Origin of the sequence: Sphingorhabdus sp. EL138 (assembly GCF_900258045.1) — a bacterium.
Lineage (GTDB): Bacteria > Pseudomonadota > Alphaproteobacteria > Sphingomonadales > Sphingomonadaceae > Parasphingorhabdus.
Genome location: NZ_OGVD01000004.1, coordinates 1,492,327 through 1,517,905 on the forward strand (window position 1 = coordinate 1,492,327; position 25,579 = coordinate 1,517,905).

Consider the following 25,579-nt stretch of genomic DNA (forward strand, 5'->3'; position numbering starts at 1 on the left):
TTGGAAATAAAATGGACCAATCTCCTCAGATTGGTCCGAAAATGAATTGCTATTCAGGTTCTGGCTGAAGATACAAGTGATTGAAAGTGTAAAACCTTTCTCTCAAGGTCATCTCAGCCCCCGCAGGTTGCGACTTTGATAAACGTAGCGCACCTGGTCTGCGTTATAGTTTGGGTAGAGTGGTCTATGCCACTCTACCCAATCGTCGTTTAGAGGCGCTGAAAAGCGTTCTGCACTCATGGCGTTGGCCACTTTGTGTGGCGGCCCTCTAGTAGCGAAGGTTACGCATGTATCTGCCCTATGCAAATCCTTGCCACTAACCAGCATCGCAAACAAAAAGGGGACCGAGCTTCACGCTCAATCCCCTTTCCCTAGTCGCTCCGAAAGCATGTCGTTGGACTTATGAAACCTCTTCCCGACTTCCGAGTCATGACCCGGCACCGCGAAGCCGGAACGCAGTTGAAATCGCTGCGCCCCCAAGCTCCACAAAACTATAGATCATTGGCATATGTCAGAACGTTGTTTCGACCACGGGATTTGGCTTCATAAAGCGCCAGATCCGCTTTTCTGAGAAGTGAACGCTTTGAATCAGAGTCCAGACACTCCGCCACACCGGCCGAGAAGGTTACCTTGCCCAAAGCATTACCGGACTCCAGATCGACCAGCTCACGGCGCGCCAATCCTTCACGGCACTCATCGACCAACCGGCAAACCTCTTCGATACCATGATCTTCGAAGATAACAGCGAATTCTTCACCGCCATAACGAGATGTATGGCATTTGCTGTTTGTAAGAGATGACAGTTCATCCGCTACCAGCTTCAGCACCCGGTCGCCGCATTCATGACCAAAAGCATCGTTTATCTTCTTGAAGTGATCAATGTCGATAAATGCCAAAACCAATGGTTGTCCGTCTTCGATCAGCTTTTCCAATACTTCATCCAACGTCCGTTCAAATTTCCGGCGGTTTGGAAGTTTTGTCAGCTGATCAAAGTCGGCCTCGTTTCTGGCCTGCTCCAGTTCGTTCTGCAAACTGGCCAGCTTTTTATTTGTTTCGGTGATCTGCTCCCGGTTTTCCCGTGTCGATTCAACCATCAACTTCGATAGATCCAGTAGCTTTTGAATGGCAATGTCAACATCGCCCGAGCGTGCCCGGATACTATCCGCCTGCTCGATCATGTTATTTTCACATTCGATCGCATTTTTATTACCATCGTCAATGGTCTGCGTCGTCGCGCGAATATGTTGAATCGCTTCCATGAGGATCTTGTCGATCTGCACCCCGATATCGGAGCGCAAGTGTTTATCATGCAGTTCCTGAGCCGCGGCGTTGTCAAGACGCCCCGCAGAAGACAAACCCACGATTTCGTTTTTCAGGCTGGTATTGCCGCCGCAAATATACTCCCATGCCAATTCCAGATTGGAGGAAGACAGCGTAAGATTATGCTGCCGGATGAAACTGGCGATGGCATAAAGTGGTGGCCGCTCGCCATTATCTTCTATGCAAACCGGGCATGTATCATCGCCATCATTGTCGCGGAAATAGCTGTCCAATATATTTTTGATATCTAGTTTCACTTCATGCTCTCAATCTTGGTTGTGGCATCCGGTTGTACGCATCCAGTGCGGCAACCTTGTAGGCCTCGGCTAGTGTTGGAAAATTAAAAACGGTGTCGGACAGGTAGTCTATGCCACCATCCAGGTTGAGAACGGCTTGGCCGATATGGATCAATTCCGTCGCGCCTTCACCGACAATATGCACGCCCAATAGCTTGCGATCGTTCAGGTCGAAAATACATTTCAAAAGACCTTTGCAATCGCCCAATATATGTCCGCGTGATGTTTCCTGGAATCGGGCTATGCCGATTTCAACCTGCAGACCCTTGGCGCGCGCCTCATCTTCGGAAAGACCGATACTGGCGATTTCCGGGATAGAATAGATGCCGAGCGGAAAGCTATGTTCCGAACAATGGATTGGATGATTGAACGCGTGACAAGCGGCCAGCCGGCCCTGCTCCATCGATGTTGATGCCAGCGCCGGAAAACCGATTATGTCGCCGGCTGCATAGATATGGGGCTGTGACGTTTGCAGCGTTTTTTCATCTACCGTCAACCGCCCCCGATTATCAGCTTCTACTCCAATTTTTTCCAGACCAAGCTTGTCTACAGCGCCAACGCGGCCAGCGGTGAAAAGCAACATTTCCGAACGAAGCCGCCTACCGTCATCAAGCTCTACGTGCGGACTGTCATTTTCATCCAGTTCGATGTTCTTGATCGACCGACCTAGCCGAAGGCTGATACCCCGCTCTGAGAGCTGATGAGTGAAATTTGAGATGATATCGCGATCAATAAATTCCAGTATGTTTTCACGCGCTTCTACAACGGTGACCGGAATTTCCAACGTCGAGAATATGGTTGCATATTCAAGCCCAATGACTCCGCCGCCGACAACAATAATGGATTTTGGCATCGGCATGTTTGCAGCAATGGAATCGCTGTCAACAACGCTAGAGCCATTGAAAGGAATGTGCTTCGGTCGGAACGGTTTCGTTCCCACTGCGATAAGAAATTTTTCTGCAGTGACCGAAAAGCTTGTTCGCTTTCCCTGAACCGACTGCGATACTGCCAGTTTGTGAGGGCCGGTAAATTTTGCACGACCGTTCAGCGTTTCAATGTTGTTGCGGGATAGCTGACTGTCGATCACCTCGACTTCATCACCCAAGGTTGTCGACAACCGTGAAGCAATGGATTTGCGCGTTACATCCGGACCGTTCCGCTGACGGCCCGATTTAAAATATTGATCGCGCCATCCGGTAACCGACAGAACCGACTCCCGGATTGTTTTCGATGGCAACGTCCCTGTGTGAACAGACACCCCGCCAATCTTCTTTTGATCATCTACTATGGCAACTGATTTTCCCAGCTTGGACGCCTGGATTGCTGCCCTGCGCCCGGCCGGACCACCCCCGATTACCACGAAATCATAGTCAAAATTGGTCATCTATTTCCCTTTCGTGTCATGGTTAACGGTGACAAAGAGAAACATTAAACCCCAAGGGGTAATATCAGTGATGTTATTGAAAAACGCATATGCGCAGGTTTGTCAGCTGGTGAGCGATTCGCGGGAATGATGCATCAATTTGGGACATATCCTAACAAATTACACGCCTGTGTCATAAGTCTGTAATTTTTGTTGAAACTGCAGCCAGTTGTGATTATTGGACTTTGATTTAACGGCTGTAACCTTTCTCGGCATTCGTGCGAATTAGGAAACAGGTCTTTAAAAAGCACCATTTTTATCGCCAAGGAAAGGCGCTGTCGATCAACATGAGTAACCGCGAAATCGACATGCTCAGTCTAGTGACGCGGCTCGAAAAAATTCTTTCTGCTCTAGATGAAAACGGATATTCGATCGCAGCAATAAAAGTCGAAGAAGCAATCAACGCTCTTGAGCGGGCCCAGGAAGCTGAGGAACAAAACGAAGAAAATTCCTAATCTTCGCTTCTACTGAATCTCATATATCATCAGCACACAGTTTTTAATCCGCTTCCTTGTTTCATCATCACAATCCCGGCGACTAATGTCCTGCAGCCATTCATCCCTGTCATTTCCACCTTCAGTATAGCCGCTCGATCGGATCTCGATCCGCCGATGGATTTTTGCGCTGGCATAGGCTGTTGCGGATGCGCCCGCTTTACCAACTTTGCCTTCTTCCGCTTTTACCGGTAGGAACAATGTAAGGATGAATATGGGAATGGCTGCCAGCTTTAGTTTAGCCAAGCTTGACGATGCCTTGGATGGGCCAGTGTCGAGCATGCTGCCTCTCTCTGATACCAAATAAGTTCAGAGTCAGTAACGGCAATTGTAGCGCTATCTTAAGTCGCGGCGAAAAACCCGTCAGAGTTCCTGTCCGCAAACATCAGGTGTGAATATGCAGGTACTAAAGATTCATCACAGAATCGAGATAGGCGACACAAGCCTGTCTCGCATTGTCTGTCATGCGGATATTGTCAGCTCCCTGCCCTTCACAATCGGTCACATACTGACGGTCAAAAAATACCGAAATCCAGCGCGATGCTATGGCAGGCGTGGTTGATAGTTCAGCGAACAATTCGTCCCTGGAAATGCACTCCTGTTTTTCTGTCGCAATATATATTTCAAGCAAAAGCTCCCAAGCGGGATCACCAAATATCCCATCATTGGAAAAGAACAGGCTTCGCTCTCGCTGCATCGCTAAAAACCTCTGGGCGCGAGCGACGTGATTATCCAATATGGGATCGGTCATAACAGCCTCATCTTGCGAAAACTTGACCACTGATTGCCCGCAATAATGATATGATCGTGCAATTTGATTTCCAATTCTCGGCATATAGTTTTGATCAGCATGGTGAATTTTATATCGGATCGACTGGGCTTGAGATCGCCAGCGGGATGGTTATGCACCAAAATTATCGCAGAGGCGTTCAGTTCGAGAGCCCGTTTCAATATGGACCGCGGCGGCACAATGATTTTATTCGGCGAACCGGTCCCCAGCTCCTCATCTTTCAGCAGATGGTTGGCATTATCCAGAAACAAGACACGCATGGTTTCATTTGCCAGCGACCCCATGCTGCCTTGCAGATAGCTGATCAATTTGCTGTCGGTTGCCGAGACCAGCCTTTTGGGCAGGTCATTCTGCAATTGCGCTGTGAATAGCTTTTCAGCAGCCATCAGCAAATTGATCACGGCGTCGTGCGACCCTAATACACGCCGTAAAGCTTCTTCCGATTCCGATAAGATTCGGCCAATTGACCCAAACTCGGTTAATAGTGCGTCAGATAATGTATTGGCCTTTCCAGGAGCCACCAACTCTATGAGTTGCGCCAGGGCGGATCGGTTCCGTAGATTTTCAATCTGCGCTGATGACAGTAAGTTCCTATCGCCAACGTTATCAGCACCGGATAAGAAACTGCGTACTGCATTACGAAATAGGCCCTCGGGACTATAGTCACGTCCATGAGCTTCGCGGTATGCGCCACCAGCGCGATGGTTTGAAGCGATACTAAGCATAATGGCCAGAACCTCCTCGCTCGCATCGCAACAATGAAAAATGAAATCCAGATAATGAAGTCAATGACCAGATGTCCTGGATCCATTTCTGCATATTCCGCCGGAGTAAAATAGTGCACCCAGCGATCCAGAATCCAAGTGGCGAAATACGAAATAGCAATCGTCCGCTCCGGAGCTCCTCCCCGTAAGAGGGCATAAAGAGAGCATAAAGCCAATAAGGAGACGTAAAATACAAATCGCATTCTCCACAAGGACCATGGTAAGACATCTTAGTCAACATCTCGCTTGTTCAGGCGACTACTGAAAGGTTCGGCTGATCTTTTTCCGATTTTTTTGCAGTAGGAGGGCATTCATGACCACCATGTCCGGCATATTCTTTACCGATTTTCTTCAACTCGCCATGCACACGCAGCACGTCGCTGCTCGCATCCACAAGAGCCATCTGTGCTTTGGCAAGGCGAAGAATAGCGGCTTGACCAGTGGATGCGGGTACACCTGTGTTCAAGCGGGCTCTAACTAATGTCGACATAAGGTCTGAAACAGAGACCAGTGCCTGATCAATACTATACTCGGTATGCGGCATATCCTGACCGATTTGATCTTTGGCTTTTTTGATTTCGTAAGACATAAAACTCCCTTTCCGCGAAACGCGAATTCCAAAAATTAAATTTTAGGTTAGGTCTGGTGTCGGCTTACGCGGCCAGCAGACCTGAAAGAGACTGAGAGACAGCCAGTCCGATCAAAACAATTGCCAAGATGCCGACAGTCATGCCAACAATTATGGCCAATCTTTGAACGGTACCAAGCTCACCACTCGGTTCCTTCAGGGCTTGCAACCAAAGGTTCGATTCATGCGTGGAATTGAAGTCGTATGGTACGGCTGCTTCTTCCAACATGAACGACTCTGCTTGTTCGCCCTGACTTGCTTTTGCAGCCAGATCGGGTTCGGATGGAAGATAGGCTGGATCATATATGATCCGATCATAGTCGCCAGCAGCCCGTGCAAAGACGATTGCGGCCTGATCACGCGTTGCCACGTCCAGCGTCCGTCGGGCACTATCCAGCCGCTGATCCACAGCTGGTTTGGATATGTTCAAAATCCGGGCGATTTCTTTTGATGATTTTCGTAAGACAACAAGGTGCAGACATTCACGCTGCTTCTCAGTCAGTTTTGCAACACGCTCGGCTTCGATTTCAAACTGGTCCACTGGTTACCCCCACGAACTAAGGCGAATATAGATTCACATTCGAAGATAGGCAACTGGCTAAAAGACCATATATAATTTCGACAAACCCGCCATTAGCTTCAACCAATAGCAAATTGCCCCAAAGACAAGGTTCGCGAAGGGAAATACTGAGGGACCGATCTCAACGATGTTGAAAGTACATGCCAGCGTTACAGTTTGATAACATTATGAAATATTGTTCTTCGGGGACAAATTTTTTGACAGTCTACGTTCATGTTTAAACCGCTATCAAGTTGCCGGCGAGCAATGAGCCTTTGATTTCGGGATATTTCATGGGGCCTTCAAAGCAGGGGATGATATGTGATGAGCAGTTCAGAACACATAAATTTCGAAGATGGCGCATCTCAAACGACCGAAATCGTAACCCTGCTGGAGCAGATATTAGCCGAGTTTGACGCCATGGAGCTTACAGTGCCCGCTATAAAAATTGCCGAAGCGATTGATTGTCTAAAACAGTCATAATTCCGTCTTCTCTGCTTCATTCAGCCACTGAACAACATCAAAAAACTAAAAAGTTGCGATGACTGTTAATCCGGATTTGAAAGCGCCGTTAACTTATTCAGGCACTTTCAGCTGCCTAAAACTTGTTGGGCGCCGCATTAATCATCCCCACAATGAGCGGTTGCTTTAACACGAATTGGAAAGGGGCGATTTTTGTTTGCTGGTCCTTACTGGATCGCCCCTTTTTCAATCTCCAAAAATATTGATATCCTGCTCATCGCCTGGCCAATATTGCCGGTGATTTGAGCACGGCAGCTGTGCCTAGTCGGCAAGGCCGTCCCAGGCCTCCTTGATTTTTGAAAAGAAACCGCTGCTATTCGGGCTTTCGTCGCCTGTTTCGGTTTCCTGAAATTCACGCAGCAGCTCTTTTTGTCGCGCTGACAGCTTGGTTGGCGTCTCCACCTCTATCTGCACAACCATATCACCATGACCGCGGCCACGTAGAACAGGCATGCCCGCACCACGTTGTCTGATTTGCTTACCGGACTGTATGCCCGCAGGGATGCGGATTTCATGTTTGGTACCATCAAGGCCCGGGATCACAATCTCCCCGCCGAGAGCTGCTACCGAGAAACTGATCGGCGCGCGCGTAAACAGCGTCGTGCCTTCGCGCTCAAAAATATCATGGCGTGCCAGATGAATGAAAATATAGAGATCACCAGGAGGGGCACCGCGAGCACCCGCCTCACCTTTGCCGGACAACCGAATACGGGTACCGCTATCAACACCAGCCGGGATTTCTACTTCCAGGGCCTGCGGCTTATCGACCCGGCCCTCGCCATAACAGACATGGCATGGGCTCTCGATCACTTCGCCGCGTCCCTGGCAACTTGCACAGGTACGTTCAACAACGAAAAAGCCTTGTTGTGCTCTTACTTTCCCATGGCCGTGACAGGTCGGGCAAGTTTTGACACCAGTTCCAGGCTCCGCACCTGATCCATCACATTCGTCACAACCGACTGAAACATCTATTTCAATCTCGGTTTGCTTGCCATGGAATGCATCTTCCAGCGAAATTTCCATATCATAGCGCAAATCTGCACCACGTGCCGGACCGCGCTGCTGTTGCTGACCGCCAAAGCCGCCGCCAGCACCGCCACCGAAAATTGTCTCGAAAATATCGCCAATATCGTTGAAAGCCGCGCCGCCGAAACCGCCACCGCCGGCATTATTGCCGCCGCCATTGGTAAAGGCGGCATGGCCATATTGGTCATAGGCCGCACGCTTTTGCGGATCTTTCAGGACGTCATAAGCTTCGCTGATGGATTTGAACTTCGCCTCTGCGGCGGCATCTCCCGGGTTTTTGTCGGGGTGATATTTCATCGCCAGTTTGCGATAAGATGATTTCAGCGTTGCGCCATCACAGCCGCGATCGACCTGAAGCTGTTCATAATAATCCATTTCGGTTGCCATTACTCTGCTTCCCCCGAAGCTTTACATATACTCAAAAGCTGTGCCCCCGCGCAGGCGGGGGCCTCCTCAACCAATGACGCTTGCCAGAGGAGATTCCCGCCTGCGCGGGAATACACCATATGTCGCATTACTCAGCCGCTTTTTCTTTTTTGTCAGAATCTGCGTCGTCGCTATCATCCACCTCGGAAAATTCCGCATCGACGACGTCATCATCTGCCTTAGCAGCTGCATCCGCCGCTGCTGCATCAGCCGCATCTCCGCCAGCCGCTTGCTCGGCTTCATAGATTTTCTGGCCCATTTGCATGGAAACCTGTGCCAGTGCTTCTGACTTGGTCTTCATTGCTTCCGGATCACCGCTTTCAATGGCTTCCTTGGTTTCCTTGACCGCTTCTTCGATCTGACCTTTCAGATCGGCATCAATCTTGTCACCATGTTCGGACAATTGCTTCTCGGTCGTGTGGACAAGGCTTTCCGCGTTGTTCTTGGCTTCCGCCTCTTCCCGCCGCTTCTTGTCTTCTTCAGCAAATTTCTCAGCATCTTCGACCATCTGATCGATATCGGTATCGGTCAGACCGCCAGAAGCCTGGATCTTGATCTGCTGTTCTTTGCCGGTGCCCTTATCCTTGGCGGAAACGTTCACGATACCGTTGGCATCAATGTCAAACGTCACGTCAATCTGCGGTACACCGCGCGGTGCTGGTGGAATGCCGACCAGATCGAAATTGCCGAGCATTTTATTATCTGCAGCCATTTCGCGTTCACCCTGGAATACGCGGATGGTCACAGCCTGCTGATTGTCGTCAGCAGTCGAATAAACCTGCGATTTCTTCGTCGGGATGGTCGTGTTGCGATCAATCATGCGCGTGAAGACACCGCCAAGGGTTTCGATACCCAATGACAATGGCGTCACGTCGAGCAGAAGCACGTCTTTAACATCGCCCTGCAGAACGCCGGCCTGAATAGCCGCGCCCATGGCAACAACTTCATCGGGGTTCACGCCGGTATGCGGTTCTTTACCAAAGAATTCCTGCACGGTTTCGCGCACCTTAGGCATACGGGTCATACCGCCGACCATCACAACATCGTCAATTTCTGATGCGCTGATGCCAGCGTCTTTCAATGCCTTCTTGCAAGGATCGAGCGTCCGCTTGATCAAATCACCAACCAGCTTTTCAAGGTCAGAGCGGGTGATCGATTTCACCAGATGCTTGGGGCCATTTTGGTCGGCAGTAATAAACGGCAGGTTGACCTCTGTGGTCTGCGCTGAAGACAGTTCAATCTTCGCTTTTTCTGCTGCTTCCTTCAAACGTTGCAGGGCCAGCTTGTCCTTGGTCAGGTCAATGCTTTCCGCCTTTTTGAAATCATCGGCAAGAAATTCGACCAGCTTGGCGTCAAAATCTTCGCCGCCGAGGAACGTGTCACCGTTGGTTGATTTCACTTCAAAGACACCGTCACCAATTTCGAGGATCGAGATATCGAACGTACCACCGCCAAGGTCATAGACCGCGATGGTCTTTCCATCATTTTTCTCCAGACCATATGCCAGAGCAGCAGCGGTTGGCTCGTTGATGATGCGCAGGACTTCGAGACCGGCAATTTTACCGGCATCCTTTGTTGCCTGACGCTGAGCATCATTAAAATAAGCGGGAACCGTGATAACGGCCTGTGTCACCGTCTCACCAAGATAGCTCTCGGCAGTTTCTTTCATCTTTTGCAATGTGAAAGCGGAAATCTGAGCCGGGGAGTAATCTTCGCCGCCTGCTTTCACCCATGCATCGCCATTGGAGCCTTTGACGATTTCATAAGGTACCAATTCCATGTCTTTCTTGGTCATCGGATCATCAAACCGGCGGCCGATCAGGCGCTTGACCGCAAAAATGGTGCTTTCCGGATTGGTCACAGCCTGACGCTTGGCCGGTTGTCCGATCAGGCGCTCACCGTCTTTCGTGAAAGCCACAACGGACGGCGTGGTGCGCGCGCCTTCTGCATTTTCAATAACCTTCGGCTTGCCGCCGTCCATAACGGCAACACAGCTGTTGGTGGTGCCCAGATCAATACCGATTACTTTAGCCATTTTTCCCTCAATTCAATTTTCAAACATTTTCTAAAATTAGCAAAATAGCCGCCCGGCCCTTTTGGTATGGCACCGTTACGGCTTCGTGATGCGATATAGGTGGCATTTTCTTGCGCACAAGTCTTGGCATCGGGATGCCGAGACCATACATAGGTATAAACATTGTTTTCGAGCCCAAATTCTGGAGTTTTCAGCCAATCATGACAAAACATCTTTCGATATTTTTTGCTGGCCTTGCTGCGGTTTTTTTGACTTCCTGCGGACAGGGCAATGTCCTGCTTGTGAAGGATGTTGTGGTCAACCTGTCACCGGTGGAGGGCAATCCTTCGGCTGGCTATGCCACGATTGAAGGCGGACCGGAGGATGTTTCGCTGGTCAGCGTGACCGCGGATGACGTGATGCGCATGGAAATGCATGAAACCGTTGAAGAAAACGGCATGGCAATGATGAAAACACTGGGCAAGGTGCCGGTCCCTGCGGGAGAAACCGTCAAGTTTGAGCCCGGCGGAAAGCATCTCATGATATGGGGTATCGGCGGCGGTTCTGTCGCACAGGGTTCGCTCAGAATGATCTTCATATTCTCCAATGATGACCGTATCCAGGTCGATGCCGTTATCAAACAGGCAGGCGCAGCTGCCACCGATGACGAAAAAGCGGACAGCACAGAATAAGTGATAGTGTAAGTGACAGTCGCGGCCAGATCAGGACGCATGCTTGCCGAAGCGGAGATCAATTTGTGCCGATCGGTTTTCGGCGACGCAATCGACTATCAAGCCGTTCAGATATTCAATCGCAAATGGTGGCCCTTTCAACCAAAACGCGTGACCATGGCACCGGATGGGAATCTTTGGTTCCATCCCAAAGGCGGCTTGTTCCGGGACGACTATGCTCAAACCGACCTCAACCTGAAGGGGCTTTTCATCCATGAAATGGTCCATGTGTGGCAGCATCAGCAAGGAATATTCCTGCCAATCGCACGGCACCCGTTCTGTCGCTATGATTACAGGCTCATTCCCGGAAAGGCGTTTGCAGATTACGGCATTGAGCAACAGGCCGAGATTGTCCGGCATGACTTTTTGCTCAAGCAGGGCGCGCGGCTAAAAAACGGGTTCCAGCCTGAACAGTTTGTCGGATTGGTTCCGTTTTGATTATGACCAATGACTATTCGCGTGTTCCGCACTTGATGCGGAACAGGGGGTGAGCTGAAGCAAGGGTAGTGAAATGGCGAAACCCGGATATGTGTATATGATGGCCAGCAAACGAAATGGTGCAACCTATCTTGGCGTTACCAGTAAACTGTTGAGGCGGGCCTATGAACACCGCAATGGTTTGATAGAAGGATATTCAAAAGAAAAAAGCTGCAAGCTGCTGGTCTGGTTCGAAGCTTTTGATGATATCGAAGATGCCAGAGCATATGAATGGAAGCTCAAAAAGTGGAAACGGGCCTGGAAACTTGATCTTATAGAAAAAGAAAATCCACAATGGTTGGACTTATACGACAGCCTGGCTTGAAAACGCCCCTTGTTCCGCATCAAGTGCGGAACACAAACTTCCTGACAATCTCCCTAATCAAACAAGTCTTCCAGGAAAGACTTCCGGCGTTTCTTCTTATATTTGCGGTGGTCATAGCTGTCGCTGTAAATCGTGCGATCGGGCCGGTACGTCTGCTGATGTCGCGGTATTTCAGCAGGCCGTGACCTTTCGATAATCTTGTCGATTTCGCCGCGGTCGAGCCACACGCCGCGGCATTTAGGGCAAAAATCTATTTCCACCCCTTGCCTTTCACTGATCGTTAGACTGACATGACAAACCGGACAAGGCATGGTCGGCCCCGTTCGCCGGGCGGGTACCCCATCGGGAGAGTGAGAGTTCATAACATTTCCTGCATTGGGTTTGGGAGCGAGGGAAATCTGGGGGAAGTCGGGAAAGTTCATGGTGGGCGGCATGTATGGGTTTCCGGTGGGGACCGGGGAGTGAAACACGGGACATGCCGCCCAACCATCTGGCCTGTTAGGTTGTAACAGGATCCAGTTCGCGCTTTGCAGCGGCGATCTTGTCCTTGATCTTCAGGCGAATGCGCTTCAGCTGCTGCATTTCCTGTTGCCGGCCAGCGGCGCGGCAATTGTCGATCAAACGGTTAAGCCGGCGGTGGCGTTTTACCAGTTCGTTAACATAGTTTTTCATGGGCGACCTCCTGGGGGTTAAACTGCTTGAACAATATGTGCCAAGGATAGGCCAATTGATCCAATCGAAACGATTGCGCACCATTCATAGTTTTTTACTATTGATGATATTTGACGGAGATACGAACCGCCCATGCGAGCGGGCTCGGCCACCAGATTTATGGCAACAACCCGATCCGCTTTCGCATCATCCAGCGGACAAGCATCAACACCGCCACAATACCCAGACCACTGGCAAGCCCCGTCCAGACGCCAATGCCTTCCCAGCCCTGCCAAAACGCAAGACCGGCGCCGACGCCGATACCGATGAACCAATAGCCCATCAGCGCAAAGACCATCGGCACCGTGGTGTCATGAAGGCCGCGCAGCATCCCTGCCCCGACCACCTGCGCGCCGTCAACAATCTGGAAGATCGCGGCAATCGCCAGAAAACTGACGGCCAGCGCTGCGACCTTTTCATTGCCAGGCGCATTGGCATCGATGAAAATTGAAATCAGGAAATTCGGCGCAAGCACAAAGACGAGCGCCATCGCTGCCATGAACGACGTCCCCAGCACAAAACTGACCCAACCTGCCCGCGTGATCCCGGCATGATCGCGGCGACCATATTGGATACCCACGCGCACCGTGGCCGCCTGCCCGAGTCCCATTGGCACCATGAAGGTCAGCGACGCGAGTTGCAGCGCGATGGCGTGGGCCGCGACGGACTCAGCATTAATCAATCCCATCAGCAATGCGGCCAGGCCAAATACCGACCCTTCCAGTCCCATGGTAACACCGATCGGCAAGCCTAACTTCCACAGCACGCGATAACGCTGCCAATCTGCGGCCCAGAACCGGCCGAATAGATGGTAGCGGCGAAAGCGTTTGTGGAGGATGACCACCAGCACCATGCCGCCGAACATCAACAGGTTCGTCATCACACTGCCGATACCAGCACCGATCACACCAAAAGCGGGCAGACCGAATTTTCCGAAGATGAGGGCGTAATTGAAAAGAGCATTGGCGAGAACCGCGATCACGCTGATGATCAGTGCCCAAACCGGTTGCTCCAGTGCCGAAACGAAGTTCCGCAGGATGATGAAGCACAAAAACGGTAATATCGACCACATATAGGCGGAAATATATAAACCGGCATTGTATGCCAGATCGGGTTGCTGACCGAAATATACCAATATGCTCTCGGTGTTCCACAGCAGCATCCAGAAAGGTATAATAACCGTGACAGCCGTCCAGATTGCCTGCCGGAATGTCCGGCGCACATCGCGCACACTGTGGCTCATGCGGCCAATTTCACTGGCCATCATCGGCGCAGACGCGGTCACCAGACCCATGCAGAAAATCGCGCAGCTCATTGCAAGATTAAAACCGAGCGTCGCCGCCGCCAGTTCACGCGCACCCAGCCAGCCGATCATCAAAACATCCGTCGCGCCAATCAATGCCATGGTCAGGTTTGACAGGATAAGCGGCCAGGCGAGTTTCAGCGTCGTGATCGTCTCATGACGCCACGGGTTTACTGCTGGAAAAGATTGCGCTGCACTAACCATAAAAGCCCGTTAGCCCAGCAAAGCGGGAGGCGCTAGCGAAACTCTCTCCTGTCAGTTTATAGCAAGGACATTTTCACACGAGCCGAGACTGAAAACCTATCGCCGCCGCTCCGCCTTCGGCTCTTCTGGGGCATAGCGCTTTCCGAAAACACTATCCTCATACCATAGTGGCCGGGACGGCGCATTCGCGACCTCCAGTGTCAGCAATCGGAATACATTGGAAAATTTGGCGGACACCGCATAGTCAATCGGCAGGGACAGATCATCTGAAGGCTCATGATAATGTTCGGCAAAGAGCCAGTCCCAGATAGCTTGCCCTTTGTTCTGTCCATTCATATCGGTAAAGCCGTTATAGAGAAAAAGAGCCGGTATGCCCCGTTTGACAAACGAATATTGATCAGATCGGGTAAAAATGCCTTGTGCGGGAAAGGGGTCGGGAGCGAGCGTTAAACCGATTTCAGAAATAGCTGATTGCAGTTGTTCGCCCATTTGAGATTGTTCGGCACCAAATGCGATAACATCGCTGAAGTCGAAAAATGGGGCCCCGCCGTCCAGATTGATATTGGCAATGATCTGATTGCGCGGAACGGTCGGGAATGCAGCGAAGTAATCGGAACCCAGCAGGCCTTTTTCTTCGGCACCAACGGCAAGAAACAGGATCGACCTTGCCGGCGGTTTCTCCTGCGCCGCCACTGCACGGGCAACGTTGAGCATAAGGGCCGTACCAAAAGCATTGTCGAGCGCACCATTGCAAATTTTATCCTCTTCATCAGGAGCGCAAATACCGACATGGTCATAATGAGCGGTCAGCACGACGATTTCATCGGACAGGGCCGGATCTGACCCCGGCAACAAAGCCGCGACATTCCGGGACTGGCGTGTATCATCATGTCGGGTTTGCAGAGACAGTTTGACGCTGGCCTTTGATGGGAAGCCCTTAACCAAACCCGCTTCGCTTTTCGCGATTGCCTCTGCGGCTGTCATAGGCGCGCCTTTGAAGATCGCCTCTGTTGCTTCACCCCGGACAAAGGCGCGTAAAGCGATTTTCGGCGCTACGATATTTGGAGCTCCTGCCGGATCAGTCCAGGTCATATTCCAGGATGCAAATCGCGTTTTCCAAAGATCAAAAGGATATCGTTTCTCGAGCGCCGGCGTCCAGATAATGATGAGCCCGATAGCGCCCTGAGCTTCGGCCATAAGCCGCTTCTGATTGGAAGACCCAAAATGCGCTGCTTCTTCGGAAGGCAAGAAAGACGGCGGACCACCAATGACGGCGACGACTTTGCCGCTGACGTCGAGGCCTCTGTAATCATCAATTCCCAATTCCGGTGCGATGATGCCGTGTCCAGCGAAGACAATGTCGCCGGCGGCGGAGAGGTCCGTGCTTGCAAAGCTGCTTGATACTGCAACGTCGCCGCCATTTTCAAATGACTGTGTCTGTCCATCTGTTTGAATGGAAAATTCGAAATCGGGCAAATCCAACTGCGCCGATCGAAGGGGCACAGCTTGCATGTAACTGTCTTTTTCTCCAGCTGGCTCCAGGCCCAAGGATTCAAACTGAGTGGCAATGTACAGAGCGGACCGCGCCTCGCCGACTGTGCCTGCCTCGCGCCCTTCCATCAGATCATCAGCGAGAAAAGCCATATGTGCCTTGATTGCACGAGAACTCACATCACGATCAGCCTCTGCTACCGGAGCTTTGTCACGAGACTGGGCCAGAGATGGCATAGTCCCAATGAGAAAAAGCGCGCATATCGCACTTACAATAAGGATACGGCCTACCATAGATAAAAAATAGACGAGAACCGGGGTGCCATCAATGCTAGCGAGCCTAATGTATCTAAGGTCCTCGTTTACAACGTGTAAAATCCGATTTGTGAGCGCGCCCTGCTGTCCGCAACATCCCGAAAGCGGACCCTAAACTTACAACTGGCTAAGCAGTAACTTTAGCGACCGGCGATATGTGCGTGATAAGACATTTCCAATCATCACCGGTTCGAGTGAACACATCCGTAACCCATTCATCCGCCTCGATGGGATTACCTTGATAAGCACCAGTATTTTGCCCACGTCCTGTTACAACAGCAATATCGCCATATTGCCTTACCCGTGTAACCTGCTTCGTCATTGTTGAATGCGTGAGAACTCCTGCTTCAATTATGCCGAGAATTGTTTCTCGATCAACCGGGCCGCTTTCTATCGTTACCAATGCCCAATCATCAGTGATGCACTCAGCAATTAGGTTGGCATCGTTCGAAATCATGGCGGCATTGAACCGGTCTTCTACGGCCTGGAATTCATGGAGCAGCTCTGTATAGGATATCATGATTGACCTCCCGTCATATCATCCCACCGTTTCTGCATTTCTTCGGCATCAACCTCCTCGACCTTGCTGGCTACAAACCAACTATACCCATATGGGTCGGCCACCATCCCGGTTCGGTATCCGTGAAACTCCTGTTTCACACTTCTCAATTCTGTAGCCCCCTCTTCCACCGCTTTGGCGACGAACGCGTCGGCATCGGCAACTTCCAGATGTAATTTTACGGGTGACCCGCCGATAGTTTCTGGGCTGGCTGCTCCAAAATCAGGATATTCATCTGAAATAAAAATACGAGACGACCCAAAACGAAGTTCAGCATGTCCTATGCGTTGGTCAGATGGATCAACCAGTTTGAAATCTACGCTCGCACCGAAAGCGCGTGTGTAAAATTCTATCGCCTCGGCTGCCCCGGCGACGGTGATATAGGGGCAAAGGTCGGTAGGAGATGATTGAACAGCCTGCATGGTTATTATCCTTGAGTTTGATTCGTTTATATGTTACGCAACGTAACGTAATTAATCAAGAGACCAATGGTAGATAACGAAAACAGAAGAAAAGCGGGCCGCCCACGTAGTACTAAAGCACGGGAAGAAGTGCTCAAATCCGCATATCGGATCGTTATGGACGAAGGCGTAGGGCGACTGACAATTGAACGGGTTTCCTCCGAGACTGGGGTAGGCAAGCCGACGATATACCGAAGCTGGGCCAATGCACACGAGCTTGCGATGGCTGCCTTTATTGCGCATCCTGATGATGAAGTGCATATACCGAAAGGTACGATAAAGCGCCGGTTGCAAGCGCACTTAAACGGAGTTGTCCAAGCCTTTTCTACTCCTCGCGGCCGTCAAATTACCTTGACTATGGCATCTGCAGAGCAAGAAAGTGAACTGTCAAAGGCCTTTCGAAATCAGATCATCTTAAAGAGCCGGGAAATCGGCAGGAGCTTTCTCGAACAGGAAATCGCTTCTCATGGGGGGAAGTCAACAATCAATATCGAGACCGCCCTCGACATGTTGTACGGGCCGCTGTTTTTTCGGCTCCTCGCCGGGCACGAGCCATTGAATGATAAGCTTGCATCGCAATTGATAGAATTACTGTTCGATGGGATGTCAGCGCCTATGGCCGATATATAGCAGCATCCGATCCTATTGAATCTCCAGCCGCAGAATAGACTAACGTCCGCTTTTGCGCCCATAGCAGACATAGGCATTGTAACTGCTTTATCCCGAAAGTGGACACTTGGGCATGAATTCACCCTATCCCGGCTTGCCTGATTTTCAACAAGGTACGTTTAGTCTGACAGCGCCGTTCCCGCAGATCCCTCATATTGAAGTGTCTTATCGACATTGCCGCGCGTATAGGCGTGATAGCTGCTACGCGTTTCGGCATAGATTCGCCGAGCGATCGGCTTGCCCCAATCCGTCTCGTTGAGTGCTGTGAACAAGGGGCTGACAAACTTATTGCGCCCCATTGTTGCCATAAAGCGTTCGGCTTGCGGAACGGCCGGACCGTATTCATTGCTTAGCGCTGCCTCCAGCCACAGAAACAACACTTCATTGTTGCCAGTTTGCGAAAGCCCCAAGGTCGTGTCTAGTGCTGCCAGTTGCTCGTCAGACAAATCCTGAGGGAGTTCCTCGAGGAAGCGTCGCTGCTCTGCCGCCGTCCAGTCACGCCAGGCATCGACATTGGGCAGCGTTCCCTCGTTCGCATAAGCTGCAGCCGCGCCGTCCACTTCAGCAAAGGCCTGCGGATCGGCTTTCCAAGCGTTTTCCGGAAGGCCGGTGCCATAGACCCATTTGTCCAACATCAATCGTTTTTCCAGTTCAGCATCGTCACCGATCAGCTTCTTGCGCAGATCAGCCAGGAACATTTCGGATGTCACCGGCTCGAATGCGTGACTGTCAAACCACTGGGTCAGCCAGGCATCAAACTTTTCGCGGCCGATAATATTCTCCACCGTGCGCAGGAACACTGTCCCCTTGTCGTAAATCGCGAAGCCCTTTGTATCGAACGGGCTTATTGCATCGGGTGTACGCATGGCTGTGCCTGGATTATCTGCGCCGACTTCATCGATGCCGCCGACCAAACCGGCATAGCTGAGAGCATATTCTTGCTCGGCGCGTTCTTTGCCATAGACTTCTTCGACGATACGGTTCTCGAAATAGGAGGTGACCCCCTCGTTCAACCATCCATCGCGCCAGCTCGAATAAGTGGTCAAATTTCCTGACCAGCTGTGTGCTAATTCATGTGCAACCAGCCCGTTGTTAGAGCGGTCACCCGCAATGAACGTCGGTGTGAGAAAGGTCATCACCGGGTTTTCCATACCGCCATAGGGGAAGGCTGGCGGCAGGATGATCATGTCATAGCGGCCCCAGCGATAGTCACCAAACAATGCAATCCCGGCGTCGATCATCTCTTCTGTATCGCCGACTTCTTGCGCGGCAGATTCGATGACTTCGGGTTCTGCCCATACACCTGAACGCGGGCCAAGCTCGCGAAATTCGATATTACCCGCTGCAATGGCGATCAAATAAGGAGGGACCGGGTTGTTCATCACAAAGCGAAAGTCGCGGCGGTTCCCGTCCTCTGGTTCGGGATCGCCCTGAATCACACCGCTCATGACGACATTCAGAGGTTCGGGCGCCGAGATGGTCGCTTGCCATGTTTGACGGATTCCGGGGCTGTCCTGAGTCGGAATCCAAGTACGGTTATTGATGGCCTGTCCTTGGCTGAAGATGAAGGGATGCTCCCCGCCAGCTGTCTGCTCCGGGCTTAACCACTGCAAGGCCTCGGCCCCAGGAGCAGACACATATTCGATCACGATCCGGTGTGTTGAGGCAAGTTCACCCTCGGCCAGTTCGGCGTCTCGTTCCAGTTTCTGAACCGGAAGCTGGATGGTCAAGGGTTCGCCCTTGCCTTCGACCGTCTCGCCAAGATCAAACGTCAGAGCATTGCCAGCCTCATCGGTGACCGCAGAAACGCGAAGGCCATTGGAATCGAGTATAATCTCGCTTGCCTCGTCCGCCGCCAGCACATCGAGAGTGGCCGTCCCTCCGATAGTCTTCGCATCGAAGTCCATTGCCATATCCAAGTCGATATGCGTCACACGCGCCTCTTGCGGCTTCGCAAAAGTCTGATCATCAAACGCTTCTTCACTTGTCAATATTGGCGCGATTTCGCCCCGTTGATCCGTGTCCTGCGAGACTAGGCCACCGCAGCCGGCAAGGAGGAACAGAAACGGTAATATAAGAAATGAGACGTGAATGCGCATAGGGAAATCCTGATCAGAGAGAATTTTCGGGTGATTTACATCATACGCAGCTGCTTGCCAGCCCCTGATACAATAAAATATCCCCGTCAGCATTCGATAGACGAACCGTTCCGGCTTTTCCAAATTTCTCATGTCCGCTTTTGCGCCCAAAGCGGACATCAGATTGCCGTGTAACCTGCCCTCAGCTTATCCCTTAGTCCGGATAACCCGGCTCTCCGCGGCAATCGTCATCCAGTTCGCCATCGTCATTATAGCCATCACAGCGATCATTCTTGTCGATGAAATAGCCAGCGGCGGCTCCGGCGGCGGCTCCAATGGCTGCGCCTTTCAGGGCATCATCGGTATCACCAGTTACCGCGCCTATAATGGCACCGGTTGCGGCGCCCGCCGCGGCACCTTCACCGGCATAATTGCCGGCACAGGCCGACAGGGACAGGGCCGATACCGCTGTGACCGATAGGATTGACAGTTTTCTTGCAAATAGTCGCATCACCAAAACTCCTGACATTATCTGCCCCCATATGGTCCGGTTAAACCTGCCAATGCTGATCTGGTTCCTGAACATTCCCAATTTTTCGGACGAGTGGAATTGATGGTGCGGTGACGAACACAAATGGAACCGACGGACCTGTCCGGCCTTTCCTACAAGAGCCTGGCTGTGATATTGACGAGCAGCAGCACTCGATGACTTCTTCCAAGCTTTGAATATGCCCGGATCACCGGCGCCGATCTCTCAGTCTTGCTGTGTTCGTGAATATCCGAGCCTGTGAGACTTGTGTGAACTTTGACCTTCGGAACAACGCCAGAACTGTTGCGGCAAAGGCCCAAAAGGACCTTGTAAACTTTGTAATAAAATTACACGGCGCAAACACCCAAAAGGACTGTGTAAAGACTGTAAACTTCGCTGGAAGCCAGGTTCTCCTGAACCGATCCAGGCGATAATTCGGGAAGCCTATTAAAAGTGATCCTCATCCAAATTGATCCTTGCCGCCGCTTCCCTTCCTCTGCCAATAGGCGACGAGGATAAAGGGGATTGGCATAATGCTATCAGCAATCGGATTAATCGGGGGTCTCGCGCTGCTCATCTATATGACGGTGAAAGGCGTAAACATATTGATCGCCGGGCCGATTGCCGCCGCGATTGTTGCGATGACCAGCGGGCTCGCATGGTTGCCGCCCTTAGCCGCAGAGGGCGCGCCGGATTTCGCCACCGCCTATATGGATGGCTTTGTCAGCTTCTTCAAAAGCTGGTTTTTCATGTTCCTGCTGGGCGCGATATTTGGTGAGATAATGGGCGCATCGGGTGCTGCTGCCAGCGTCGCCCATTGGATCATCGAAAAAATCGGTATCAAACACGCCGTGCTCGCGGTGGTCGCCGCCTGTGCGGTTCTGACCTATGGCGGGGTCAGCGTCTTTATCGTTGCTTTTTCGGTCTATTCGCTGGCGGTGCACCTGTTTCGTGAAGCCAATTTGCCGCGGCGGTTCATTCCCGCTGCTCTGGCGTTCGGGTCAGTCACCTTCACGATGACGACCGCGGGAAGCCCGGAAATCCAGAACCTGATCCCGATGGAGTTTCTGGGCACCACGGCTTATGCTGGCTGGGAAGTCAGCCTGGTCGTCGCAGTCTTCATGGCGATTTCCGGCCATTTCTGGCTCAACTGGATGGTGAAGCGCGCGGTCGCCAGAGGCGAAACATTTGTCGGCCGCGAGACGGATGATACAAATACCGACTATGGCGCCCTGCCCGGCCCGCTTTTGTGCCTGCTACCATTGGTTGCCGTGCTCGGCATCTTCCTGATCTTCCAATATCCGCAAGATATGGGCCCGCTTTCGGCCATATTGCCGCAAAACTCGCTCGACAAATGGGCGCTGGTTGCAGCCCTCGGTTCCGGTGCGATTGTTGCTCTGGCCGTCGGCTACCGTAAACTGAAAGCGATGCCGGAAGCCTTTTCGCGAGGGGCGACCAGTGCAGTGGTCGCAATTACCAACACCTGTGCGGTCGTCGGCTTTGGCGCGGTTGCAAAACTGTCACCCGCTTTTCAAGAAGCACTGATAATGGTCCAGAATATCCCCGGCAGCCCGTTGATCGGTGCCGCCATTGCCGTCACGGTAATCGCAGGCCTGACTGGCTCGGCCTCGGGCGGCCAGACAATCGCCCTGCCCTTGATCGCACCACATTATCTCGACGTCGGCGCACAACCGGATGAGCTGCACCGGGTGGTCGCCATTTCCTCCGGCGCGCTTGATAGCCTGCCGCATAACGGTTATGTTGTAACCACCATCAGGGCGGTGTGCGGCGAGACGCACAAGGATGCCTATGGAGCGGTTGGCGCGCTCACCGTGGTGATACCGGTGATCGGCACGATAATGGCAGTGGCGCTATTCACGATGTTCTGATGTCAGGGAGATCATGACCTTAACAACCCGCCGATATAATGCTGCAGATAAGCAGGCCTATATTGCCCTCAATCTCGACTGGATTGAGGAATCCTTCACGCTGGAGCAGAGCGACCGCGACCAGTTGGAAAATCTGGAAACCACCATCCTTACGCCGGGTGGGCAGATAATTGTTGCAGAACTCGACGGAAAAGTGGTCGGTACCGGCGCGATTTTGCCACCACATCATGAGCCGCAGGATGGCCGAAAATGGCTGGAAATAGTAAAAATGGCCGCCCGGAAAGATTTGCGCGGGCAAGGCATTGGTCGGACGGCGCTGGAAGCGCTGATTGCCGAAGGCCGGTCAATGGCAGCCGATGCCATCTGGTTGGAGACCAATAATGATCTGAAAGCCGCGATCCGCCTTTATGAGCGGTGCGGCTTTCAGCATTTGTCTGGTGATGATTTGTGGCCAACTCCCTATGCCCGCTGCAATGTGCAGATGGTGCTGGAGCTTTAGTCTTATTTAAGCCGTTCGATCTTGCTCGCCGCCTCGTCAATAATCGCTGCGACGTCGAGAATCTTCTCAGACCCCTTTTCCTCGTCGGCAAGCCGGATGCGGATAGCGCTTTTCATATTGCTCATAGCGCGGCGGATGGATGCACCATCAGCGGCCTGATCCATCTGCGCAATGCCCTCTAGCCGGGAGAGAATATTGGCAACATGCTTTTCTTCCTCGGCCAGCAACGCGGTTCCTGCATCGGTGATCGAGTAGATTTTCTTACCGCCATCATCGACCATCTCGTCAATCAGATCCATTTCGGCCATCAGCGTTAGAGTGGGATAAACTATACCGGGGCTCGGTGCATAGTGACCGCCGGTCAGCTCTTCAATTTGCTGGATCAAGTCATAGCCATGGCGCGATTCCTGTGAAATCAAGTGCAACAATACCAGCCGCAATTCCCCGCGCTGGAAAACCCGCGCACGGCGTTTGGCTTTCGCTCCTTCAAAAGCGGCAGCAGCAAAGGCACGAGCAAATTTCTGTCCATTCATAGCCCCCCAGCGCTTACCGCGCCGAGAACCCGGTCCGCAATCATTATAGTTTGAATATCGCATTAAACTTCCTTCTATTTATATCTAAGCTGCTTCTAAGATATATCTTTATATTAATCATGCAATGGCTAGATGCGCGAAGAATCGCTAACAGACTAGGAAAGAATGAAAATTTTTAAGGGAAGCTGAAAAAGCCTATTCCGGTTTCTTCGCCACACCTACAAAAGCGGGCCGCAACAAACGGTCCTTGATCATGTAACCGGCCTGCATTTCCTGCACCACGGTTCCGGGTTCTTGCTCATCTGTTGGCACTTCGACCATCGCCTGATGCTGGTTCGGATCCAGCGGCAGACCAACAGAGGCGACACGCTTGATGCCGTTTTTCTCAAACACGGTTTCCAGTTCTCGTCCGGTGGCTTCGATACCGCCGATCAGGCCTTTCCACTTTTCTTCATTCTTGATTTCAGTCGGAATGGCGGCCAGCGCGCGTTGAAGATTGTCGGATACGCTCAACATATCGCGGGCGAAGCCGGTTGCGGCATAGGCTTTGGCATCCTGCGCATCTTTTTCCAGCCGGCGGCGGACATTCTGGGTTTCCGCCTGCGCATAGAGCACCTGCTGCTTGGCTTCGGCCAGTTCGTTTTCAAGGGCGGCGATTCGCTCGTCCTGAGACGGTTCGGCAGCGGCGTCTTCCCCACCTTCTTTCAATGCTTCGGGCACACCTTCCAGCTCGGCTGCGGCGGCTTCGTCCAGTTTCGCATCTTCATTTTCTTGTGGCTTTGTATCACTCATTATTTCGTCACTCATTTCAACAATCTGGACAGCGTTTGTGCTGTGAAATCTACCATGGGTACGACGCGGGCATAGTTCAAGCGGGTGGGACCAATAACCCCGACCACGCCGACTACTTGTCCGTCGCCATCTTTATAGGGGGCCGCTATCACAGATGAACCGGAAAGGGAGAATAATTTATTCTCTGCGCCAATAAATATTTTCGCAGCCTCTGCATCACGGGCATTATCGAGCAGGCGGGCAATTTCCTGTTTGCCTTCCAGTTCGTCAAGCAATTGCCGAACCCGGTCGAGATCGTCCAACGCACCGTCCTCCAGTAAATTGGCCTGGCCACGTACGATGAGGATGGGTCGCTCCGATGGATCTTGCGTCCAGGTCACAAGGCCGCGCTGGACGAGATCTTCTGACGCTTTGTCTATAGCCGTTCGGCCAGCCTGAATATCGCGGTCGATCCGGGACAAAGCCTGTGACAGCGTCATCCCGCCATATTGGGCGGTGAGATAATTGCCGGCCTCAATCAAGGCCGAATCCGATATGCCAATGGGTAGATGGAGAACACGGTTTTCCACACCACCATCCTGTGAGACGAGAATGGCAAGCCCCTGCCCTTCCGACAATTTCACAAAACTAAACTGTTTGAGCGTCGGTTCGCGCTTCGGCACCATGACCAAGCCGGCGCAAGAAGACAGACCTGACAATATGCTGGTCGTCGCGCGCAAAGCGTCTTCGACCGGGCCGCTCTCGCTAATCTGGCTCTCTATTGCATCGCGCTCCTCCCGCGACGGCTCCGCGGCCTGCATCATACCGTCAACGAACAGCCGCAGCCCCAATTCCGTCGGCATCCGCCCGGCACTGGTATGCGGTGCAGCAAGCAGGCCCAGCTCTTCCAGATCCTGCATGACATTGCGGATCGAGGCGGGCGAAAGCTCCAATCCCGGGGCCTTCGATATGGTTCGCGAACCGACCGGAGCACCGCTATCGAGATAGGACTCCACCACCACGCGGAAGATATCGCGAGTGCGGTCGTTCATTTCGGTAATGGGTGTGGTGGTCATAGATTGGGTCTAGAGGCTGTCTAAATTTTGCTGCGATAGCGAAGTTTCGAAGAGAATGGCGGTCTAACGGGCATGAGGTCAATAATCTCCTGAATAACATCAGTCTCTTGAATGATTGCCCTTTTGCAGGCCTGGGAAACGCGATTTCCATTTAGTTCATAGGTGTATATCAGCCGGACAATTACAAGCCCTTTCCTTTCCATTGAGAGGTTTATGTCGGGCAAACTGTTATGATGTATTTCGCACAATGGATTCGGACTATATGGAGCATTTTCTATTGCTTCAAACTTTCCTCTCCATTCAATTTTTCGCAGTTTCTCTTTGAACTCGTTGAATAGTTTATCGTTCAACGAAACCGTATCTGTCCGAAAATCGTCTTCTGGATTCCGAAAACACCCGTGATGGCCGGGTTCGCCTTCCTTGTTCCAATAAATCGTTCCATCACCGTTAGAGTCAATTTCTAAGCTCACAAAGGCTGGACATAATTTTTTGGCAGCTACCTCCGGTCCTACAATCTCCGCGCTTAAATAAAAGCTATCGGCATTCGTTGGATCCACGGATATCGTCTTTGCAGGCTCTTCAAAAGAGCACCCTGACACAAACAGAACAGCTGTCATTGCAACCATGCTGTAGATTAGATTGTGCACACTGCTTTCCTCCTTGGCATCGTTAAGAACTATACCTATTGCATCTCAG

The 25,579-nt window shown here is 51.8% G+C and carries 30 protein-coding genes; 8 read left to right on the top strand and 22 right to left on the bottom strand.

Going from position 1 to position 25,579, the window contains the following annotated elements:
- Positions 1-491: 491 nt before the first annotated feature.
- Positions 492-1,577 carry a GGDEF domain-containing protein gene (locus DK507_RS17120; RefSeq protein ID WP_109357493.1) on the bottom strand — a complete coding sequence of 362 codons (1,086 nt, stop codon included), beginning with the start codon at positions 1,575-1,577 and terminating at the stop codon, positions 492-494.
- 1 nt (position 1,578) lies between these two features.
- Complete coding sequence (gene sthA, locus DK507_RS17125; protein ID WP_109357494.1) at positions 1,579-3,000, bottom strand: Si-specific NAD(P)(+) transhydrogenase; 1,422 nt, start codon at positions 2,998-3,000, stop codon at positions 1,579-1,581.
- Positions 3,001-3,326: 326 nt separating this feature from the next.
- On the opposite strand from sthA, the gene DK507_RS17905 reads away from it, so the two are divergent.
- Positions 3,327-3,494 (top strand): hypothetical protein, encoded by a 168-nt coding sequence (locus DK507_RS17905; RefSeq protein WP_162559109.1) that lies wholly within the window; start codon positions 3,327-3,329, stop codon positions 3,492-3,494.
- A 9-nt stretch (positions 3,495-3,503) separates the two neighbouring features.
- Here the strand turns inward: DK507_RS17905 and DK507_RS17130 are convergent, their stop codons facing one another.
- The 6 genes from DK507_RS17130 to DK507_RS17150 form a co-directional block, all read right to left on the bottom strand.
- Positions 3,504-3,815: a hypothetical protein gene (locus DK507_RS17130; RefSeq protein WP_109357495.1), complete on the bottom strand. Its 312-nt coding sequence runs from the start codon at positions 3,813-3,815 to the stop codon at positions 3,504-3,506.
- 124 nt (positions 3,816-3,939) lie between these two features.
- The gene (locus DK507_RS17135; protein WP_109357496.1) at positions 3,940-4,284 is read right to left on the bottom strand and encodes a hypothetical protein; all 345 of its coding nucleotides are present in this window, start codon (positions 4,282-4,284) and stop codon (positions 3,940-3,942) included.
- Positions 4,281-4,844, bottom strand: a complete 564-nt coding sequence (locus tag DK507_RS17140) for a RadC family protein (RefSeq protein ID WP_254054458.1) — start codon at positions 4,842-4,844, stop codon at positions 4,281-4,283. The genes DK507_RS17135 and DK507_RS17140 overlap by 4 nt, the downstream gene beginning before the upstream one ends.
- 5 nt (positions 4,845-4,849) lie before the next feature.
- Positions 4,850-5,290, bottom strand: a complete 441-nt coding sequence (locus tag DK507_RS18125) for a hypothetical protein (protein WP_254054462.1) — start codon at positions 5,288-5,290, stop codon at positions 4,850-4,852.
- Positions 5,291-5,337: 47 nt separating this feature from the next.
- On the bottom strand, positions 5,338-5,676 hold the full coding sequence (locus DK507_RS17145) for a hypothetical protein (protein ID WP_109357498.1): 339 nt from the start codon (positions 5,674-5,676) through the stop codon (positions 5,338-5,340).
- Positions 5,677-5,740: 64 nt separating this feature from the next.
- The gene (locus DK507_RS17150; protein ID WP_109357499.1) at positions 5,741-6,256 is read right to left on the bottom strand and encodes a helix-turn-helix domain-containing protein; all 516 of its coding nucleotides are present in this window, start codon (positions 6,254-6,256) and stop codon (positions 5,741-5,743) included.
- A gap of 342 nt (positions 6,257-6,598) precedes the next feature.
- Here DK507_RS17150 and DK507_RS17910 point away from each other — a divergent pair, with 342 nt between their 5' ends.
- A complete protein-coding gene (locus DK507_RS17910; protein WP_162559110.1) occupies positions 6,599-6,757 on the top strand; it encodes a hypothetical protein in 159 nt (52 codons plus the stop codon).
- Positions 6,758-7,057: 300 nt separating this feature from the next.
- On the opposite strand, the gene dnaJ is transcribed toward DK507_RS17910, so the two are convergent.
- Together dnaJ and dnaK are read right to left on the bottom strand one after the other, a co-directional pair.
- On the bottom strand, positions 7,058-8,209 hold the full coding sequence (dnaJ, locus tag DK507_RS17155; RefSeq protein ID WP_109357500.1) for a molecular chaperone DnaJ: 1,152 nt from the start codon (positions 8,207-8,209) through the stop codon (positions 7,058-7,060).
- A 127-nt stretch (positions 8,210-8,336) separates the two neighbouring features.
- Positions 8,337-10,283 (bottom strand): molecular chaperone DnaK, encoded by a 1,947-nt coding sequence (gene dnaK, locus DK507_RS17160; RefSeq protein ID WP_109357501.1) that lies wholly within the window; start codon positions 10,281-10,283, stop codon positions 8,337-8,339.
- Between the two features lie 200 nt (positions 10,284-10,483).
- On the opposite strand from dnaK, the gene DK507_RS17165 reads away from it, so the two are divergent.
- The 3 genes from DK507_RS17165 to DK507_RS17175 all read left to right on the top strand — a co-directional run bounded on the left by DK507_RS17165 (position 10,484) and on the right by DK507_RS17175 (position 11,795).
- On the top strand, positions 10,484-10,954 hold the full coding sequence (locus DK507_RS17165) for a copper chaperone PCu(A)C (RefSeq protein WP_162559111.1): 471 nt from the start codon (positions 10,484-10,486) through the stop codon (positions 10,952-10,954).
- A 39-nt stretch (positions 10,955-10,993) separates the two neighbouring features.
- Entirely contained in the window at positions 10,994-11,431 is a 438-nt protein-coding gene (locus tag DK507_RS17170) for a vgr related protein (RefSeq protein WP_109357503.1), read from the top strand.
- 73 nt (positions 11,432-11,504) lie between these two features.
- Positions 11,505-11,795 (top strand): GIY-YIG nuclease family protein, encoded by a 291-nt coding sequence (locus tag DK507_RS17175; protein ID WP_109357504.1) that lies wholly within the window; start codon positions 11,505-11,507, stop codon positions 11,793-11,795.
- A 53-nt stretch (positions 11,796-11,848) separates the two neighbouring features.
- On the opposite strand, the gene DK507_RS17180 is transcribed toward DK507_RS17175, so the two are convergent.
- From DK507_RS17180 to DK507_RS17205, 6 genes are all read right to left on the bottom strand, one after another.
- Positions 11,849-12,157 (bottom strand): zf-TFIIB domain-containing protein, encoded by a 309-nt coding sequence (locus DK507_RS17180; protein ID WP_254054433.1) that lies wholly within the window; start codon positions 12,155-12,157, stop codon positions 11,849-11,851.
- A gap of 136 nt (positions 12,158-12,293) precedes the next feature.
- Positions 12,294-12,467, bottom strand: a complete 174-nt coding sequence (locus tag DK507_RS17185; protein WP_162559112.1) for a YdcH family protein — start codon at positions 12,465-12,467, stop codon at positions 12,294-12,296.
- Positions 12,468-12,624: 157 nt separating this feature from the next.
- Positions 12,625-14,013, bottom strand: a complete 1,389-nt coding sequence (locus tag DK507_RS17190; RefSeq protein ID WP_109357506.1) for an MATE family efflux transporter — start codon at positions 14,011-14,013, stop codon at positions 12,625-12,627.
- A gap of 96 nt (positions 14,014-14,109) precedes the next feature.
- A complete protein-coding gene (locus DK507_RS17195) occupies positions 14,110-15,741 on the bottom strand; it encodes a M28 family metallopeptidase (RefSeq protein ID WP_162559113.1) in 1,632 nt (543 codons plus the stop codon).
- 205 nt (positions 15,742-15,946) lie between these two features.
- Positions 15,947-16,339, bottom strand: coding sequence for a nuclear transport factor 2 family protein (locus DK507_RS17200; protein WP_109357508.1), 393 nt, complete (start codon positions 16,337-16,339; stop codon positions 15,947-15,949).
- Positions 16,336-16,800: a VOC family protein gene (locus DK507_RS17205; protein WP_109357509.1), complete on the bottom strand. Its 465-nt coding sequence runs from the start codon at positions 16,798-16,800 to the stop codon at positions 16,336-16,338. Before DK507_RS17205 ends, DK507_RS17200 begins: the two co-directional genes overlap by 4 nt.
- Before the next feature lie 66 nt (positions 16,801-16,866).
- On the opposite strand from DK507_RS17205, the gene DK507_RS17210 reads away from it, so the two are divergent.
- The gene (locus DK507_RS17210) at positions 16,867-17,469 is read left to right on the top strand and encodes a TetR-like C-terminal domain-containing protein (protein WP_109357510.1); all 603 of its coding nucleotides are present in this window, start codon (positions 16,867-16,869) and stop codon (positions 17,467-17,469) included.
- 158 nt (positions 17,470-17,627) lie between these two features.
- Here DK507_RS17210 and DK507_RS17215 read toward each other — a convergent pair whose 3' ends face one another.
- Positions 17,628-19,607: a M1 family metallopeptidase gene (locus DK507_RS17215; protein ID WP_109357761.1), complete on the bottom strand. Its 1,980-nt coding sequence runs from the start codon at positions 19,605-19,607 to the stop codon at positions 17,628-17,630.
- A 193-nt stretch (positions 19,608-19,800) separates the two neighbouring features.
- Complete coding sequence (locus tag DK507_RS17220; protein WP_109357511.1) at positions 19,801-20,097, bottom strand: glycine zipper domain-containing protein; 297 nt, start codon at positions 20,095-20,097, stop codon at positions 19,801-19,803.
- A gap of 551 nt (positions 20,098-20,648) precedes the next feature.
- Between DK507_RS17220 and DK507_RS17225 the strand changes: the two genes are divergently transcribed.
- Complete coding sequence (locus DK507_RS17225) at positions 20,649-22,004, top strand: GntP family permease (protein ID WP_109357512.1); 1,356 nt, start codon at positions 20,649-20,651, stop codon at positions 22,002-22,004.
- 13 nt (positions 22,005-22,017) lie between these two features.
- On the top strand, positions 22,018-22,503 hold the full coding sequence (locus DK507_RS17230) for a GNAT family N-acetyltransferase (protein WP_109357513.1): 486 nt from the start codon (positions 22,018-22,020) through the stop codon (positions 22,501-22,503).
- Between the two features lie 2 nt (positions 22,504-22,505).
- On the opposite strand, the gene DK507_RS17235 is transcribed toward DK507_RS17230, so the two are convergent.
- The 4 genes from DK507_RS17235 to DK507_RS17250 form a co-directional block, all read right to left on the bottom strand.
- Positions 22,506-23,099: a PadR family transcriptional regulator gene (locus DK507_RS17235; RefSeq protein ID WP_109357514.1), complete on the bottom strand. Its 594-nt coding sequence runs from the start codon at positions 23,097-23,099 to the stop codon at positions 22,506-22,508.
- A gap of 132 nt (positions 23,100-23,231) precedes the next feature.
- Positions 23,232-23,828 carry a nucleotide exchange factor GrpE gene (gene grpE / locus DK507_RS17240; protein WP_109357762.1) on the bottom strand — a complete coding sequence of 199 codons (597 nt, stop codon included), beginning with the start codon at positions 23,826-23,828 and terminating at the stop codon, positions 23,232-23,234.
- 11 nt (positions 23,829-23,839) lie between these two features.
- A complete protein-coding gene (gene hrcA / locus DK507_RS17245) occupies positions 23,840-24,883 on the bottom strand; it encodes a heat-inducible transcriptional repressor HrcA (RefSeq protein ID WP_109357515.1) in 1,044 nt (347 codons plus the stop codon).
- Positions 24,884-24,903: 20 nt separating this feature from the next.
- Entirely contained in the window at positions 24,904-25,530 is a 627-nt protein-coding gene (locus tag DK507_RS17250; protein WP_162559114.1) for a hypothetical protein, read from the bottom strand.
- Positions 25,531-25,579: the final 49 nt, after the last annotated feature.